At 67.6% G+C, this 16,148-nt stretch carries 15 protein-coding genes and 1 tRNA gene; 5 read left to right on the top strand and 11 right to left on the bottom strand.

Annotated features, from left to right (window positions below; genetic code table 11):
• Positions 1-149: 149 nt before the first annotated feature.
• The 7 genes from rlmB to ACTQ49_RS08115 form a co-directional block, all read right to left on the bottom strand.
• Entirely contained in the window at positions 150-1,118 is a 969-nt protein-coding gene (gene rlmB / locus ACTQ49_RS08145) for a 23S rRNA (guanosine(2251)-2'-O)-methyltransferase RlmB (RefSeq protein ID WP_441827348.1), read from the bottom strand.
• Positions 1,118-2,569: a cysteine--tRNA ligase gene (cysS, locus tag ACTQ49_RS08140; protein ID WP_441827347.1), complete on the bottom strand. Its 1,452-nt coding sequence runs from the start codon at positions 2,567-2,569 to the stop codon at positions 1,118-1,120. The genes rlmB and cysS overlap by 1 nt, the downstream gene beginning before the upstream one ends.
• A gap of 51 nt (positions 2,570-2,620) precedes the next feature.
• The gene (locus ACTQ49_RS08135; protein ID WP_441827346.1) at positions 2,621-2,860 is read right to left on the bottom strand and encodes a hypothetical protein; all 240 of its coding nucleotides are present in this window, start codon (positions 2,858-2,860) and stop codon (positions 2,621-2,623) included.
• Complete coding sequence (locus ACTQ49_RS08130; protein ID WP_441827345.1) at positions 2,857-4,254, bottom strand: DUF4032 domain-containing protein; 1,398 nt, start codon at positions 4,252-4,254, stop codon at positions 2,857-2,859. The genes ACTQ49_RS08135 and ACTQ49_RS08130 overlap by 4 nt, the downstream gene beginning before the upstream one ends.
• Before the next feature lie 114 nt (positions 4,255-4,368).
• A complete protein-coding gene (metB, locus tag ACTQ49_RS08125; protein ID WP_441827344.1) occupies positions 4,369-5,607 on the bottom strand; it encodes a cystathionine gamma-synthase in 1,239 nt (412 codons plus the stop codon).
• A gap of 159 nt (positions 5,608-5,766) precedes the next feature.
• Positions 5,767-6,879 (bottom strand): ABC transporter ATP-binding protein, encoded by a 1,113-nt coding sequence (locus tag ACTQ49_RS08120; RefSeq protein WP_441827343.1) that lies wholly within the window; start codon positions 6,877-6,879, stop codon positions 5,767-5,769.
• Between the two features lie 284 nt (positions 6,880-7,163).
• A complete protein-coding gene (locus tag ACTQ49_RS08115; RefSeq protein ID WP_441827342.1) occupies positions 7,164-8,555 on the bottom strand; it encodes an L-serine ammonia-lyase in 1,392 nt (463 codons plus the stop codon).
• 127 nt (positions 8,556-8,682) lie between these two features.
• On the opposite strand from ACTQ49_RS08115, the gene tdh reads away from it, so the two are divergent.
• The 3 genes from tdh to ACTQ49_RS08100 are packed head-to-tail and all read left to right on the top strand — an operon-like array spanning position 8,683 to position 11,765.
• Positions 8,683-9,711: an L-threonine 3-dehydrogenase gene (gene tdh, locus ACTQ49_RS08110; protein WP_441827341.1), complete on the top strand. Its 1,029-nt coding sequence runs from the start codon at positions 8,683-8,685 to the stop codon at positions 9,709-9,711.
• 1 nt (position 9,712) lies between these two features.
• Positions 9,713-10,906 carry a glycine C-acetyltransferase gene (locus tag ACTQ49_RS08105; protein ID WP_441827340.1) on the top strand — a complete coding sequence of 398 codons (1,194 nt, stop codon included), beginning with the start codon at positions 9,713-9,715 and terminating at the stop codon, positions 10,904-10,906.
• A gap of 52 nt (positions 10,907-10,958) precedes the next feature.
• The gene (locus ACTQ49_RS08100; RefSeq protein WP_441827339.1) at positions 10,959-11,765 is read left to right on the top strand and encodes a DedA family protein; all 807 of its coding nucleotides are present in this window, start codon (positions 10,959-10,961) and stop codon (positions 11,763-11,765) included.
• Between the two features lie 35 nt (positions 11,766-11,800).
• Here the strand turns inward: ACTQ49_RS08100 and ACTQ49_RS08095 are convergent, their stop codons facing one another.
• On the bottom strand, positions 11,801-12,319 hold the full coding sequence (locus tag ACTQ49_RS08095; protein WP_441827338.1) for an O-acetyl-ADP-ribose deacetylase: 519 nt from the start codon (positions 12,317-12,319) through the stop codon (positions 11,801-11,803).
• Between the two features lie 171 nt (positions 12,320-12,490).
• On the opposite strand from ACTQ49_RS08095, the gene ACTQ49_RS08090 reads away from it, so the two are divergent.
• Complete coding sequence (locus tag ACTQ49_RS08090) at positions 12,491-13,615, top strand: hypothetical protein (RefSeq protein WP_441827337.1); 1,125 nt, start codon at positions 12,491-12,493, stop codon at positions 13,613-13,615.
• A 77-nt stretch (positions 13,616-13,692) separates the two neighbouring features.
• Here the strand turns inward: ACTQ49_RS08090 and ACTQ49_RS08085 are convergent, their stop codons facing one another.
• A complete protein-coding gene (locus ACTQ49_RS08085) occupies positions 13,693-14,310 on the bottom strand; it encodes a class I SAM-dependent methyltransferase (protein ID WP_441827336.1) in 618 nt (205 codons plus the stop codon).
• 144 nt (positions 14,311-14,454) lie between these two features.
• Here ACTQ49_RS08085 and ACTQ49_RS08080 point away from each other — a divergent pair, with 144 nt between their 5' ends.
• Positions 14,455-14,772 carry a rhodanese-like domain-containing protein gene (locus tag ACTQ49_RS08080; RefSeq protein ID WP_441827335.1) on the top strand — a complete coding sequence of 106 codons (318 nt, stop codon included), beginning with the start codon at positions 14,455-14,457 and terminating at the stop codon, positions 14,770-14,772.
• Between the two features lie 18 nt (positions 14,773-14,790).
• On the opposite strand, the gene ACTQ49_RS08075 is transcribed toward ACTQ49_RS08080, so the two are convergent.
• Together ACTQ49_RS08075 and manA are read right to left on the bottom strand one after the other, a co-directional pair.
• A tRNA-Thr gene (locus ACTQ49_RS08075) sits at positions 14,791-14,866 on the bottom strand.
• Between the two features lie 64 nt (positions 14,867-14,930).
• The gene (gene manA / locus ACTQ49_RS08070; RefSeq protein WP_441827334.1) at positions 14,931-16,100 is read right to left on the bottom strand and encodes a mannose-6-phosphate isomerase, class I; all 1,170 of its coding nucleotides are present in this window, start codon (positions 16,098-16,100) and stop codon (positions 14,931-14,933) included.
• Positions 16,101-16,148: the final 48 nt, after the last annotated feature.

The following is a 16,148-nucleotide window of genomic DNA, read 5'->3' as shown; positions in this document are numbered from 1 at the left end:
TGCCAGCCTCTGGATTGTCCGGCGCTGTCCGCTGCCAGAAACAGATGCATGGGTGGTCACCAGTGCATTTGCTGCGCTGCTGATCACCTATGCATCTGTTTCTGGCGGCCGGAGGCCAGCGGGTGGCAGGTGGTGGGCCGGGCCCGCCGTCAGCGGCAGCGGCTGATCTCGTACAGCGCGATGGAGGTGGCCACCGAGGCGTTGAGCGACTCCACGGCCGACGTGATGGGGATGCTCACCAGGTGGTCACACTTCTCACGGGTCAGACGGGCCAGGCCGTCACCCTCGGAACCGACGACCACCACCAGGGGCCCGTCGACGCCGGGGATGCCGCCGATCTCCACATCGCCCTCACCGGCCAGGCCCACCACGGTGAAGCCGGCCTTCGAGTAGTCGTCGATGGCGCGGTTGAGGTTGGTGCACATCGCGACGGGGATTCGGGCGGCCGCTCCGGCGGAGCTCTTCCACGCCACCGCAGTCATCGACGCGCTGCGACGCTCGGGAATCACCACGCCATTGGCGCCGAAGGCAGCTGCGGAACGGATGATCGCGCCCAGATTGTGCGGATCGGTGATCCCGTCGCAGAAGACCACCAGCGGTGCGGTCTCGCCGTCCAGCGAGTCGGCCAGCAGGTCATCGGGGTGCGCGTACTCGTAGTGTGGCAGGTGCATCGCCAGGCCCTGGTGCACCGCCCCGCCGGTGAGGCGGTCCAGCTCATTGCGCGTCACCTGAAGCAGGGGCAGCGAGTTCTCGGCTGCCAGCTTCAGCACGTCGGCCAGCCGGGAGTCGCGCTCGGCACCCTCGGCCACGTAGAGGCTCTTCACCGGCATGCCGGCCTGCAGGGCCTCGTAGACGGGATTGCGGCCAACCACCCATTCGGCGCCGGCCTTGCCGATGGGCTTGCCCGATGTGGTGCGCCCACCCTGGCGACGGGCCAGCTGTTCCTTGGTGGTGCCGGGCTTCACCTGCTTGGCCTTGTAGGCCTTGTGATAGGTGCGGTCCTCCGCCTTGGGTGTGGGGCCGCGCCCCTCGAGGCCCTTGCGGACGCGGCCGCCCGAACCTGCGGTCTTGCCCTTGCCCTTGGTGGTGGCGCCGCGGCGCTGCGAGTTTCCGGCCATCAGTTCTTGCCCTCCAGGCTCCAGGTGGCACCCTCTGGGGTGTCGGTGATCTTGAGGCCGGTGGCGGCCAGCATGTCGCGGATCGCGTCGGCAGCGGCCCAGTCCTTGTTGGCGCGGGCCTCGGCGCGCTGCGCCAGCAGGTTCTGCACCAAGGAGTCGACGACGGGCTCCAGGTTGGAACCCCCGTCGGAGGCCAGGTGTGCCCATTCAGGGGAATCGGGATCCAGCCCGAAGACCTCCAGCATCATCCGTACCGCGGCCAGGTGCTCGCGCACCGCATCCACGTCCTTGGCGGCAATCGCCTTGTTGCCCTGGGTGATCCGGTCGAAGAGGATTGCGACGGCCTTGGGGGTGCCCAGGTCTTCGTTCATGGCCGCGGCGAAGTCGGCCCCGATCAGGGACATCGGATCGGCTGCCTCGATGCTTTCCACCGGGAAGTCCTGCGCGCGTTCCAGGAAGGAGTCGATCCGCTCGATCGCCTTCTCGGCCTCCACCAGGGAGCCGCGCGACTGTTCGTCGGCCGGGGAGAACTCGATCATGCTGCGGTAGTGCGGTGCCAGCAGGAAGAAGCGGACGGCCCGCGGGTTGTACTGCTTGGTCACCTCGGTGACCTGCGCGGTGTTGCCCAGCGACTTGCTCATCTTCTCGCCGGCCATCGTCACCCAGGCATTGTGCATCCAGTACTTCGCAAAGGGGCGCCCGGCCGCGGTGGACTGGGCCAGCTCGTTCTCGTGGTGCGGGAAGCGCAGGTCCAGACCGCCGCCGTGGATGTCGAAGGCGTCGCCCAGGTACTTGCCGGCCATGGCGGAGCACTCGATGTGCCAACCGGGGCGGCCGCGGCCCCACGGCGACGGCCAGGATGCGGTCTCGGGCTCACCGGGCTTCCAGCCCTTCCACAGTGCGAAGTCGCGGGGATCGCGCTTGCCGCGGGGGTCGGAGTCCTCGGCGGCCTCCATGTCGTCGGCCTTCTGGTGGCTGAGGCTGCCATAGGCCGGCCAGCTCTTCACGTCGAAGTAGACGTCGCCGGACTCGTCGGGCGCCGGGTAGGCATGACCCTTCTCGATGAGTTCGGCGATCAGCTCGACCATCTCGGGGATGTGCCCGGTGGCGCGCGGTTCGTAGGTGGGCGGCAGGCAGCCGAGCGAACGGTAGGCAGCGTGCAGCTCGTTCTCGTAGTGGTAGGCGTGCGCCCACCATTCGACGCCCGCCTCGGCACTCTTGGCGAGGATCTTGTCGTCGATGTCGGTCACATTCGCGACGATGGTCACCTCATGACCACTGAAGGTCAGCCAGCGGCGCAGGACGTCGAAGACGACCTCCTTGCGGATGTGGCCCAGGTGCGGGGCGCTCTGCACGGTCAGGCCACAGTGGTAGATCGACACCTTGCCCGGAACGAGGGGGACGAAGTCGGTCAGCTGGCGCGTGGCGCTGTCATACAGGCGGAAGTTCACCCGGTCATTCTAGGCGACGGCTTGGTCTGGCCGAACCGGCCCGTGACCAGCTCAACTGCGCTTCTGGGCCACCCACAGGAACCAGGCGCAGAACCAGCAGATGACAGCGAAGATCCAGGCCCCCGCCGGGGCCCCGGAGGTGCACACCTGGTCTGCCGTCTCGCCACCGGGCAGGCTCATGCACTCCTGGCGCCATGACAGGACCACCGGGATCACTCCCAGCAGCGCCATCAGTGCCGGGAAGAACCAGCGTGGGGTGCCGGAGCTGGCGGGCGTGTCGTGGCGTCTCATGCGGACCCGCCGGAGGCCTTGGCACGAAGGGCATTGATGTCGAAGCCACCGAAGGGGGCCAGGGGGCCAGCGTCGTCGTCCACTTCGTCCTCCCAGGGGTCGTAGGGCTTCTCGTCGTTCTGGTCCAGGTAGCCCTGCGACGGGTCGAAGGGATTGGCCAATACGCGGTTGCCCTCCGCCAGCTGCTCCATCGAGCCCTCGCTGATCGCCTCATCGGGCAGGTTGCGCAGGATGTCATTGACATAGCCGTGGGCCGCGTCGACGTGGGAGACCTCGTAGCCATTGCGCTGGCTTGCGTACCACCGGTAGTCCAGCACCTCGTGGAAGAACTGGGCGGCATCCCGCTTGCCCAGCAGGTCCGGTGGGATGGTGGCGACGGCCGGCTCGAAGCACTGGGTCAGCCACTGGTGGGCCACCTGTGCCTCGTCGACGAAGCCTTGGTTTGTGCGCGCCCGGTAGGTGTCCAGATCGTTGAGCAGGCGTCGGGCCTGGTTCTCCTCGGTGTCCAGCCCGGTCAGGCGCATGAGTCGGCGGGAGTGATGGCCGGCGTCCACCACCTTGGGCTGGATGCGCACCATCGCCCCGTCCCGGGAGGTGGAGATGTCCAGCTCGGCCACGTCGAAACCGAGGGCGTTCAGGCGACGCACTCGGGACTCGATGCGGTGCAGTTCGTGCCCGGCGAACTCCTCGATGCCGGTCAACTCGGTCCACAGCTCGCGATAGCGGCTCTCGATCGTCTCCACGAGACTGAGCGGATCCAGCGCCTCGTCGAGCTGGCCGCCTGCCTCCAGATCGCAGAACTCGCCGAACAGGTTGGTGCGGGCGATCTGCAGGTCGTGTTCCCGCTGGCCGCGAGTCAGGGAGTCGTGCAGTTCGCCGGTCTCCGCGTCGACGAGGTAGGCGGCGAACTCGCCCGCGTCGCGGCGGAAGAGCACATTGGACAGTGAGACGTCGCCCCAGAGGAAGCCGAGCAGGTGCAGGCGGGCCAGCAGCACCACCAGCGCGTCGATCAGGCGGATCACGGTGTCCTGGCGGACGCCCGAGCTGAACAGCGAACGGTAGGGCAGTGAGAACTGCAGGTGGCGGGTGATCAGGACCGGGTCCAGGGGCTGCCCCTCCGGGCCGATCCGGCCAGTGACCACCCCCAGGGGTTCCACCGCGGGGGTGTTCAGACGCATCAGGTCATGCAGCATCCGGTATTCGTGGATCGCCAGGTGCTCGATGACCTCCTTGGCCGCGTAGACCTGGTCATCCACACGGATGAATCGCACGACGTGCCGGGAAATGCCACGGGGGAGCGCGACGAGCTGCTCGGTGGGCCACTCTGCCAGGGGTGTGCCCCACGGCAGCGGAATCAGCCGGGCATCCGGCTTGGCAGACAGGAATCGAGGCACCCCCTCATCCTGCCATCAGGACCAACGAGATGACCGATGGGGGCCTCGCCACGCCGGAGGCGGTGAATTACCTCTCAGCTGCGCAGTGGGCGGTCCGATGACAGTCGAGGCCGGTCAGTCGCCGCTGATCAGGGCCCGGTCCAGACCGGCCCGGATGTCGGCCACGAGGTCCTGGCCGCCCTCGATGCCGACGCTCATCCTCACGAGCGAGTCGGTGATCCCGGCGGCCTGCTGGATCTCGGCCGGCATCGACGCGTGGGTCATGGTGGCCGGGTGGCAGACGAGACTCTCGATGCCGCCCAGACTCTCGGCCAGCAGTGCGATCTGGAGTCCCTCGGCAAAACGGCGCACCGCCGGCAGGCCCCCGACGAGCTCGAAACTGAGCAGGGAACCGAATCCGCCGGGCTGCTGGCGTCGGGCAAGGTCATGTCCCGGGTGCTGGGGCAGCGACGGGTGATTGACTGCGCCAACGGCGGGGTGCGAATCCAGCAACTGGAGGATGGCGCGGGTGTTCTCCTCGTGGACCCGGACCCGGGCGTCCAGGGTGCGCAGGCCGCGCAGGGTCAGGTAGGCGTCGAAGGCGCCGGCGGTGAGACCCAGGCAGTTGGCCCACCCCGCCAGCAGCTCCACCTGCTCCTGGTTCTTGGCGACCACTGCGCCGCCCACCACGTCGGAGTGTCCGTTGATGAACTTGGTGGTGGAGTGCAGCACCACGTCGGCTCCCAGCTCCAGCGGCTGTTGGAGGATTGGGGAGCAGAAGGTGTTGTCCACGGCCACCACGGCTCCGGCGGCGTGCGCCATCGCGGCCACCGCCTCGATGTCGGTCAGCCGCAGCAGCGGATTGGACGGCGTCTCCACCAGTACCAGCGCAGCCGGCTCGGCGAGGGCTGCAGCGGCGCTCTCCTGGCTCGTCAGATCGACGAAGTCGACCCGCAGGACGCCCTTTTCTGCCAGCCAGTTCAGCTGACGCCAGGTGCCGCCGTAGCAGTCGTGGGGTGCCACGACGCGGCCGCCAGCGGGCACGAAGGCATTGACGCACAGCGTGACGGCCGCCATGCCGCTGGCCGTCGCCACCGCCCCAGCGCCGCCTTCCAGTGTCGCCAGAGCCTCCGAGAGCAGAGCCCGGGTGGGATTGCCGCTGCGCGAGTAGTCGAACTCCCCACGGCCGTCGAGACCGCGGAAGGCGTAGTTCGTGGACATGTGGATGGGCGGAACCACCGACTGCATGGCGGGGTCGCGGTCCAGTCCCGTGCGCAACCCCAGCGTCTGCCGACTGGGGCTGGGTTCCTTCCTGGCGGTGGGCTGACAGGAGGGCGACTCGTCCGGGCGGGGGTTCTCGTGGTCCAGGGGCATGTGACGAGACTATTCACCACCCCCAAGGATTGTGGAACGGGTCCACGCCCGGGAGGGAGAGATCAGTGGGCAGCGCGGGAGAGGTCTTGGGGACGCGGAAGGGGGCGCGCCGAGGCGAGGGCCCTTCCTGCTGCAATGATTGGGGCGGTGTCCGCGGGATCAGCGGTGCGTGCCACCCGAGATGCGCAGCTGCGACTCGTTGCTGAAGACGTGCACGTCGCTGGGCGAGACGGCCAGTCGCACGGTGGTGCCACGCTGGGGCTGAACCCGGCCGGAGACGCGGGCGACGATCTGGGCCGCGGTCAGCTTCTCGTCGTCGGGCAGGCCCGAGAGCGTGCCGTAGATGTAGCCGTCGGCGCCGAGCTCCTCGACCACCGCGACGTCGACCGGGATGCCGTTGTTGTCCGTGGCGATGGAGAAGGTCTCCGGGCGGATGCCGATGGTGAGGTCCTTCTCACCGGGGGCCTTCGCCAGGGTCTCGCGCGGCACCGGGACCACGTAGTCGCCCACCAGCACGCCGCCGTCGACGACGGTGGCCGGGATCAGGTTCATGGCGGGCGAACCGATGAAGCCGGCGACGAACAGGTTGGCCGGGGTGTCGTACAGCGCCAGCGGCGAATCGACCTGCTGCAGGACGCCGTCCTTCATGACCGCGACGCGGTCACCCATGGTCATGGCCTCAACCTGGTCGTGGGTCACGTAGACGGTGGTGACGCCCAGGCGGCTCTGCAGCGCGGCGATCTGGGTGCGGGTCTGCACACGCAGCTTGGCGTCGAGGTTCGACAGCGGCTCGTCCATCAGGAAGACCTGCGGGTTGCGGACGATGGCGCGGCCCATGGCGACGCGCTGGCGCTGACCGCCGGAGAGGGCCTTCGGCTTGCGGGCCAGGAAGTCCTCCAGGCCCAGGAGCTTGGCCGCTTCCTGGACGCGCTTCTGGCGCTCCTCCTTGGGCACATTCTGCATCTTCAGCGCGAAGCCCATGTTGTCCGCGACGGTCATGTGCGGGTACAGGGCGTAGTTCTGGAAGACCATGGCGATGTCACGGTCCTTGGGCGGCAGGTCGGTGACGTCGCGGTCCCCGATGTGGATGCTTCCGGCATTGACCTCTTCGAGGCCGGCGAGCATGCGCAGGCTGGTCGACTTGCCACAGCCGGAGGGGCCGACGAGGACCATGAACTCGCCGTCACCGATCTCCAGGTTGAGCTTGTTGACGGCGGGGCGATCTGCGCCCGGGTAGACGCGCGAGGCGTCCCTGAAACTGACGGTGGCCATTGCCACACTTCCTTTCCACGGGCAGGTACGTGCCCGACGATCCGTAGTGGAATCCGTGGACCGACTTTGTCCACCTCGCAAGCCTCGCACACCAGCCTCTCCAGTCAAGAGGTGGCCCGGAGGTTAACGATTGATCAGCCTGTGACAAGGGGTGATCGAAGGCGAAGTTACGAAATCGTGAACGTCCTGCAGGGCGGTGCGCCGATCAGGAGACCGCACAGCCCGGCTCAGCCCGGCCGTCGCGCCCAGTCGGGATGACCGAGGTGCCGTATGGGAGGGCGTGATCAGCACTCGACGATGTTCACGGCCAGCCCGCCGCGGGCCGTCTCCTTGTACTTGGTCTTCATGTCCGCGCCCGTCTCCATCATGGTCTTGATCACCTGGTCCAGGCTCACGATCTGCTGCCCGTCGCCCTGCAGCGCCAGACGCGCGGCCGTGATCGCCTGCACGCTGGCCATCGCATTGCGCTCGATGCAGGGGATCTGCACCAGACCCCCCACGGGGTCGCAGGTCAGGCCAAGGTGGTGCTCCAGTCCGATCTCTGCCGCATTGCTCACCTGCTGAGGGCTGCCGCCGAGCACCTGGCAGAGTCCGGCCGAGGCCATCGAGCCGGCGACGCCCACCTCGCCCTGGCAGCCCACTTCCGCCCCGGAGATGGAGGCGCTCTGCTGGTAGATGGCGCCGATTGCCCCGGCTGTGAGCAGGAAGTCCACCACCGTCTCGTCGTTGGCGCCCGGCATGAAGGTCATCGCGTACTTCAGCACCGACGGGATGATGCCCGCCGCCCCATTGGTCGGTGCCGTCACCACGCGACCGCCCGCCGCATTCTCCTCGTTGACCGCCAGCGCCCACAGCGTCAGCCAGTCCATCGCCGCCAGGGGATCGGCCGGACCCGCGGGCTGGCGCTCCCGGGCCGTGAGGTCCAGGTGCAGGCGATGGGCGCGGCGTCGGACCTTGAGTCCGCCGGGAAGCACCCCGGACGTAGCACAGCCGGCCGCGATGCATCCGTCCATCACCTGCCAGATGTGCAGCAGACCCTCCCGCACCTCCTGTTCTGTCCGGCCCAGGGCGAGTTCATTGGCCATCTGGACCTCGCAGATCGCCAGCCGGTGGTCGCGGCAGTGGGCCAGGAGTTCGGCACCGGTGCGGAAGGGGAAGGGGACCGGGCGCCGGTCAGGCTGGATCGAAGGCCGGCCGGAGCCGTCGTCCTCCAGCACGAAACCTCCGCCGATTGAGTAGAAGGTGCGTTCGCAGAGGATCTCGTCGCCCTCGAAGGCGGTGAAGACCATGCCATTGGTGTGGAAGTCCAGGCGTCTGGTTCGGTGCAGCACCAGGTCCTCGGAGCTGTCGAAGGCGATCTCCGGGCCGTCCGTGGACGCGAGGCGGAGCCTTCCGGAGCGCTCGATCTCGGCGGTGCGCACGGGCGCCATGGCCGTGTCCACGGACTCCGGGTGGTGCCCTTCGAGGCCCAGCAGGACGGCCGGCCGCGAACCGTGGCCGTGTCCGGTGGCGCCCAGCGAACCGAAGAGTTGTGCCTGGATGCGGGTGGCCCGCTGCGCCAACCCGTCGTCCAGCAGACCCTCGGCAAAGTGCGCCGCGGCGCGCATGGGGCCGACGGTGTGAGAACTGGACGGCCCGATGCCGATCTTGAACATGTCGAAGGAGCTGATCGCCACGGCTCAAGTCTGCATCAACACAGTGCTCCTGCCAATCGGACAGGGTGGGCGTTGCGCTGTCAGACCTTCGTGCGATCCTTGGGTCAGCGAGAGCATTTTCCGTCGGGAATCCGGATGAGGAGAAATGATGAAGGCCCTGGTCAAGGTGGCGCCGGAGCCCGGCTTGCGGCTCGTCGAGGTGCCCGAGCCCGTGGCCGGCCCCAATGAGGTGCTGGTCAAGGTGCTGCGGACAGGCATCTGCGGAACCGACCTGCACATCGAGCAGTGGGATCCGTGGGCACAGCGGGTGGTGCCCACCCCATTGGTCATCGGGCACGAGTTCTGCGGGGAGATCGTCCACCTGGGCTCCGAGGTCCAGGATCTGGAGATCGGCATGGTGGTCAGTGGCGAGGGCCACTATGTGTGTGGCCGGTGCCGGGCCTGTCTTGCGGGAAAGCGCCACCTGTGCCGCAACACCCAGGGCATCGGATACATGGTCCCGGGCTGCTTCAGCGAATACTTCGCCATGCCTGCCAGCAACATCTGGGTGCACCAACGGCCCATCGACCCGGACGTCGCGGCCATCTTCGACCCCTTCGGCAATGCAGTGCACACGGCATTGCAATTCCCCTGTCTGGGGGAGGACGTCCTGGTCAGCGGTGCGGGCCCGATCGGCATCATGGCTGCCCTGGTGGCCCAGTTCGCCGGGGCGCGGCACGTGGTGGTCAGCGACCTGTCAGATGAACGTCTGGAGCTGGCTCGCAGCCTTGGTCTGGGGGACACCATCAATGTGGGACGGGATTCACTGGGCACCGTCTTCGAGCGTGCCCGCATGAAGGAGGGATTCGACATCGGCCTGGAGATGTCCGGCTCCGGCGTCGCGCTCGCCAGCATGATCGACCACATGACCCATGGCGGGCGGATCGCCCTGTTGGGCACGCCCAGTCGCCCCACCGAGATCGACTTCAGCAAGATCATCTTCAACATGCTCACGCTCAAGGGCGTCACCGGGCGTGAGATCTTCGAGACCTGGTATGCCATGAGCGTCCTGCTGGAGTCAGGTCTGGACATTTCCGGCGTCATCACCGATCGCTTCCACTACACCGAACACGAACAGGCCTTCGCCACCGCCGGGAACGGCATGGGTGGCAAGGTCGTCATGGACTGGAGCAACTGACATGTACTCGAAGACCAAAGACCAACTCGTCGCCGAACTGGCCGAACTGAAGGCCCAGGGCCTCTACAAGGTGGAGGTGCCGCTGAGCTCGCCGCAGAACGCCCACATCGACGTCGAGGGGCGTCGTGTGGTGAACCTCTGTGCCAACAACTACCTCGGCCTCGCCGACGACCCCCGGCTCATCGCGGCCGCCAAGCAGGCGCTCGACGAGTGGGGCTTCGGCATGGCCTCCGTCCGTTTCATCTGCGGCACCCAGGACCTTCACAAGACCCTGGAGCAGAGGATCAGCACCTTCCTGCACCCTGTCACCCAGCTCGAGTGGGACACCATCCTGTACTCGTCGTGCTTCGATGCCAATGGCGGCCTGTTCGAGGTGCTGTGCAGTGAGCAGGACGCGATCATCTCCGACGAGCTCAACCACGCCTCGATCATCGACGGGGTGCGGCTGAGCAAGGCCAAGCGGCTGCGATACCGCAATCGCGACATGGCCGACCTCGAACAGAAGCTCATCGAGGCGCAGGACTGCCGCCGACGGGTGATCGCCACCGACGGCGTCTTCTCGATGGACGGCTACCTGGCGCCGCTCGACGAGATCTGCGAGCTCGCCGAGAAGTACGACGCGCTGGTGATGGTGGACGACTCACACGCGGTGGGTTTTGTGGGTGAGCACGGCGCGGGCACGCCGGAGCGTTTCGGGGTGCAGGACCGTGTCGACATCATCACCGGCACCTTGGGCAAGGCCCTTGGTGGCGCATCGGGTGGCTACACCTGTGCCCGGGCGGAGATCGTCGAGATGCTGCGGCAGAAGAGCCGCCCCTACCTGTTCAGCAACTCGTTGGCCCCCTCCATCGCCGGCGCCGCCCTGGCAACCCTGGAACTGTTGGAGAGCTCCGACGAGCTGCGCGAACAGCTCAACGCCAACACCGCCTGGTTCCGTACAGAGATGACCCGACGCGGCTTCGAAATCCCCCAGAGCGACCACGCGATCGTCCCGGTGATGATCGGCGACGCGGTCAAGGCGGCCCGGATGGCCGACATCATCCTGGCCGAGGGAATCTACGTGCGGGCCTTCAGCTACCCGGTGGTGCCGCAGGGCAAGGCGCGGATCCGCACCCAGATGTCGGCAACGCTCACCCAGGCCGATCTGGAAGCCGCCGTGGCCGCCTTCGAGAAGGCTCGAGCGGCGGTGGGCTGAGGCGCGTGCCGAGTGGCGGGCTGCACGGCCCCGTGCCGGGTACGCTGGCGCGGTGACCACGCAGCAGCCCGACCCCTGGCAGGCCCGGCCCGAGGCCCCCGCCGCCAGTGGCTCGTCGATCCCGCAGAAGGATCCGGCGGGCCAGGACCAGGGCGCCGCGACCGCCCAGGCTGCCCCGGAGAAGGAGTGGTGGGACGATCCGGGGATGCCGTGGAAGCATGAACCCGGCAGGGCAGACAAGCAGTGCATGGCCTGGATACTGTTCATGGGTTTGTTCGGCATGGCGATGCTGCCGCTGCGTGGCTGGTTGCTGGGCCTCAACCCGCCGGTGCTCGTGGCCCTGACCGGATCGAGGTCCGGTACGGCCGCGATGGGGGCTTTGGCCAGCCAGGGTCTGGCCAACAACTGGTGGCTCTACCTGATGGCCGGATCGATCATGTCGATCAAGTTCGACTGGGTCTTCTGGTGGGCCGGAAAGCTCTGGGGCCGCGGCATGATCGAGGTCTGGGCCGGCCAGTCCAAGCGCGCCGCCAAGAACTACGCCAAGGCGGAGACCTGGGCGCACAAGCTCGGGTGGATCGGCATGTTCGTCGCCTATGTACCGATTCCGCTGCCCCTGATGCAGGTGATCTTCGTGCTGGCCGGTTCCACCGGCATGGGCTGGAAGAAGTTCATGGCACTGGACTTCCTGGCCAGTACGGTTTGGCTGCTCGCGTATTTCTGGTTCGGCTGGAGCGTGGGTGAACCCGCGGTGGTCCTGCTCAAGCAGTACGCCAAGGTGGCTAACTACGTCGCGATCGGCCTGATCGTCTTCATCGTGGGCTCCACGGTGGTGAACAGCCGACGCAAGCAGGCCTGACCAGGAAGCGGCGCCGTTCGTCGCGATCTGGCCGCTCAGGGCAGCGCCGCGCGATAGCCCCGTTCCGCCTGCGCACTGAAAGCGACGAAGAGGACGAGCTCCACCTGGGAAGGTGCGGTGAGGACCGTCTGCACGGCGATCCTGGTGGCCTCGTCCATCGGCCAACCGTAGACACCTGCGCTGATGGTCGGAAAGGCGACACTGGTGGCGCCGAGTTCATCGCAGACCCTCAGCGTCTCGCGATAACAGGAGGCCAGGGTCTCGCTGAGGTCGGTGCTGGCCGACCAGACAGGCCCGACCGTGTGCACCACCCAGCGCGCGTCCAGTCGCCCGGCCGTCGTGGCCACTGCCTGCCCTGCGGGCAAGCCATCGGGCAGTGCGCCGGCACGAAGTTCTCGGCAGGCCGTCAGAATGTCTGGCCCGCCCACACGATGGATCGCGCCGTCGACGCCACATCCTCCCAGCAGCCCTGAATTTGCCGCATTGACGATCACGTCAACCGAACGGTCCAGCGCGGTGATGTCGCCTCGGACCACTTCCAGAGCAGGTGTCATGCCCCCAGACTAGGGCACTTGCAATTCGCGCTGAATCACCTGTGGGCACAGGAAATCTCTTTGGCCAGATTGGGCAGGTCGTGCTGGAGCCAAGGCCCTGCGCGGGCTTACCTTTGTGCCAAGGGCGGGGGCGCTGGGGTCGTCGTCCACCCCAACGATCGGGATGAGATGATGAATCGACGCGCTGGTGGCCTCGTGATGGTGGCGCTCCTCCTTCCAGGCCTCGGGGCACCGGCGGCCATGGCCGCAGAGTCCCCCGGATCCGCTGGTCCCCTGCTGTGGGTCTCCTACCAGGAGCCGGATCCGTGGGTGGCCCCGACGGGCAATGTCCACTTCTACGTGACGACGCCCACGGTCACCACTGGGGCCGTTGGCAGTCGCAGCATGATCGAGGTGACCGTCGGGTCCCAGATTGACTGCGCCAATCTGGGGGCCGGATTCCACACCGCCGACGGATGGGTCAATGCCAATTTCACCGTCGAGCAGTGTGCGGGCAACAAGCTGACGGCGTGGCTGCCCATCACGTCACAGATGGTGGGGGAGAAGGTCTTCCTGGTGGGCTGGACTCAGACTGGTGGCACCTGGGTCAAGCTGGACGCCCGGGTGGGGCACGGTAGTGACCTCACGCAACGGTCGGCCACGGCCACGGCCACGCCGCAGCGTCAGCAGCTGCTGCCCGACGCCCCCGCTTCCACCCTGGGCACCTGGCAGGGCCGCACGGTGGAGATGGCCTCCCAGGCCACGGTCAACGAGGTCTGGGTTGATCGGGCGGTCCGCCACCAGGCGCCTTCCGGTGAGGTGGTCCGGGCCGTGCTCCAGGACGGGCAGGTGCACGCGCTGATCAAGGTGGAGGAGAAGACCTACGTTCTGTGGCACCTGGATCTGGCGACGTCCAAGGACAGCCAGCAGGTCTTCGAGGGTGGCTCGCTGGTCGAGGCAGCTGGCCCTGGTTTCATGATCGACCACCCCGCCACGGCGGTGAACCCGCCGACGCGGGTGGCCTACTCGTGGGATGGCGAATCCCGGTACAGCAGCTCCTGGCGGCCCTACCGCATGGCAGGCTTCACCAAGAACTACCTGCTCGTGATCGAGGGTGGCATGACCTCCAGCGGACTCCACCTGCAATCGATGGTCGACGGCGGCACCTCCTACGACAGTGCTGGCGGCAACATGGTGACCGACGTGAAGTGGAGCGGCGACAGCGACGTGGTGACCTACCGGGAGCCGGGCGGCTCCGCGGACCAGCTGTGCGAGTTCTCCCCCAGCGGGACCAGCTGCACCGCAGCCCCGCAGTGACCGGTGCGCGGTCTCTTGGCACTGCACCATGAGGGAGGGCCCCGGGAAACCGGGGCCCTCTCACGTTGGCTGGCAGATCAGGCGCGCGTCAGGATGGCCACCAGGAAGTTCGAGTCCGGCGTGTACGGCTTGAGATCCCAGGTGGACAGCGCGAGGTCGAGCTGCAGGCCGCTGGCCTCGGCGTCGGCGAAGAAGTCGGGGAACTCGTAGCCGCGCCCGGCGCCGAAGCCGATCACGGCCCGCCCCTCCGGCTTGAGGTGGGCTGCCAGGTTGGCGAGGATGCGTCGCCGGCTCGATGCAGCTGGGAAGGCGATCACATTCCCGGCGCTCATGATCACGTCGAATCCCTCGGTGACGCCCTGGGCTGGGAGGTCGAGGAGCATGAGGTCTTGCACGAAGTACTGCGGGCCTGGTGCCTCACGACGGGCAATCTCGATCAGCGTCGGATCAAGATCAACTCCCACGACCTCGTGTCCACGCTGGGCCAGCCAGCTGGCATGGCGGCCTGGGCCACAGCCAGCATCCAGGATGCGGGCACCGCGCGGGGCCATGGCGTCCACGAAGCGCGCCTCGCCCAAGAGGTCCGCTCCCTGCGCGGCCATCTGGCGGAAGCGCTCCGCGTAGTTGTACGGGTGTTGCGGGTTGGCCGCCACCATCTTTTCCCAGGTGCCGGGCTCGATCGGGTTGTCAGTCACCACGCCATCCTTCCACGCCGCCCCCTTCCCTGCGGCGCGAGCACCTCCGGAAGCAAGCCCCGTGCATCTCGGCGCCCAGTCCAGCGGTCGCGACAATTCCCGCGGCGGGCTGCCGGTGCGGCGCTCCTGCGACAGAATTGGGTCATGACCGAAGCCGACTTCTCCTCGCTCCCACAGGTTTCCATCGATGACCTGACCGACGATGCCGTCATCCTCGACGTGCGTGACCAGTCCCAGTGGGATGCGGGTCACGCCCCGGGCGCCATTCACATCCCGCTGACCCAGCTCCTCGCTCGGCTGGATGAGCTGCCCACGCTGTCCGGACCGATTCCGGTGAGCTGCGGTGGCGGAACGAAGGCCAAGAAGGCGACGGCCATGCTCATCGAGCGCGGCGTCGACGCGGCCGAACTGACCGGTGGCATGAGGGCCTGGAAGTCAAAGGGCCGGCCGCTGGCCCAGTGAGGGGCCGCGGCCGGCCGGTGGAGCCTCTGACAGGATTCGAACCCGCGACATCCTCTTTACAAGAGAGGCGCTCTACCGACTGAGCTACAGAGGCGTGCCGACGGCAGGACCGTTGGCTGGGGTCAATTGTGCCCAGCCAACGGGCCCGCTGTCGATTCTCAGACGCCGGGCGCGGCGAGGAAGGCCGTGGCGTTGCCGGTGACGGTGACATCCTCGCCGGCCTCCAGGAAGGCAGCCTCGCCCTTCTTCAGGGTCGTGCCATCGGAGCCCGTCAGGTCACCGTCGACGACGAGCAGGGTCCGCCCGGAGCCCGTGGCCGGCAGCCGCACCTCGATGCCATCGCGCAGGTCCAGCTGCCAGAGGGCAAACTCGGGGGCCGGGGTGGGATAGCGGCTTAGGCCGGGGGCTTCCTCCACGGCGCGCACCAGCTCCACCGGGGCGGCGTCGAAGTCCACCACCGAGACCAGTGCGTCCACGTCGATGTGCTTGGGGGTCAGGCCACCGCGCAGCACATTGTCCGAGTTCGCCATGATCTCGATCCCAGTGCCCTTGAGGTAGGCGTGCATGTTGCCGGCGGGCAGGAAGACCCCCTCGCCCGGCTGCATCGTGAAGCGGTTCATCATCAACGCGGCCAGGATCGAACCGTCGCCCGGGTAGTACTCGTCGAGCATCACCGCAGTGCGGCAGAAGTCTCCGAAATCGCCCTCGTCCTCGACGTGGGGGAGGCAGCGCGCGACGGTCTCATTGGCCAGGTCGCGACGCTCATCGGTCTGGCCGAGGGCGTCCAGGAAGACCTCCATCAGGCCGGCCGAGCCGCGGCGCAGTCGCAGTGGAGCCACCATCTGGTCCAGGGCCGGGATGCCCACCTGCTCGAAGAGTTCCGCGGTCTTCAGGGTGTCGCGGAAACCGCACAGCGCGTCGAAGGGGGTCAGCGCCAGCATCAGCTCCGGCTTGGGCCAGGAGTCCTTGTAGGTGCGCTTGGGGTCGTCCAGCGGGATCCCCTGCTCGTTCTCCCGGGCGAAACCCTCCTCAGCCTGGGCGCGGGTCGGGTGCGCCTGCAGGGAGAGGGGACGGTTGGCAGCCAGAACCTTGAGCAGGTAGGGCAGGCAGGGGCCGAAGCTGTCGACGCTGGCCGTCCCGACGATGCCGGGGTTCTGCTGGATCAGCTGGTCCAGCGGCTGGCCGTCAACGGTCGAGGGGGCGCTGGCGTGTGCTCCGAGCCAGTACTCGGCCTGCGGTTCCGCTGTGGCCTCGATCCCCAGGATCTCAGGGATCGCCGTCGTCGATCCCCACGCGTAGTGCTGGAGGGTGCCCGACATCTGGTGCATGCGTCTGGTGTCCTTCGTGGTCCGGGTACGGCTCCCGAGTGGCCGTGC

Source organism: Luteococcus sp. Sow4_B9 (genome assembly GCF_052116585.1).
In the GTDB taxonomy this organism is placed as follows: domain Bacteria; phylum Actinomycetota; class Actinomycetes; order Propionibacteriales; family Propionibacteriaceae; genus Luteococcus.
This window is presented reverse-complemented; position numbering and strand designations above follow the sequence as displayed.

Excerpts from the sequence above, each read along its gene's own strand:
- ACTQ49_RS08080 (WP_441827335.1), top strand. The coding sequence starts at position 14,455 with ATGACCGAAGCCGACTTCTCCTCGCTCCCACAGGTTTCCATCGATGAC.
- rlmB (WP_441827348.1), bottom strand. The coding sequence starts at position 1,118 with ATGGCCGGAAACTCGCAGCGCCGCGGCGCCACCACCAAGGGCAAGGGC.
- tdh (WP_441827341.1), top strand. The coding sequence starts at position 8,683 with ATGAAGGCCCTGGTCAAGGTGGCGCCGGAGCCCGGCTTGCGGCTCGTC.
- ACTQ49_RS08105 (WP_441827340.1), top strand. The coding sequence starts at position 9,713 with ATGTACTCGAAGACCAAAGACCAACTCGTCGCCGAACTGGCCGAACTG.
- metB (WP_441827344.1), bottom strand. The coding sequence starts at position 5,607 with ATGCCCCTGGACCACGAGAACCCCCGCCCGGACGAGTCGCCCTCCTGT.
- ACTQ49_RS08120 (WP_441827343.1), bottom strand. The coding sequence starts at position 6,879 with ATGGCCACCGTCAGTTTCAGGGACGCCTCGCGCGTCTACCCGGGCGCA.
- ACTQ49_RS08090 (WP_441827337.1), top strand. The coding sequence starts at position 12,491 with ATGAATCGACGCGCTGGTGGCCTCGTGATGGTGGCGCTCCTCCTTCCA.
- ACTQ49_RS08135 (WP_441827346.1), bottom strand. The coding sequence starts at position 2,860 with ATGAGACGCCACGACACGCCCGCCAGCTCCGGCACCCCACGCTGGTTC.
- manA (WP_441827334.1), bottom strand. The coding sequence starts at position 16,100 with ATGCACCAGATGTCGGGCACCCTCCAGCACTACGCGTGGGGATCGACG.
- ACTQ49_RS08095 (WP_441827338.1), bottom strand. The coding sequence starts at position 12,319 with ATGACACCTGCTCTGGAAGTGGTCCGAGGCGACATCACCGCGCTGGAC.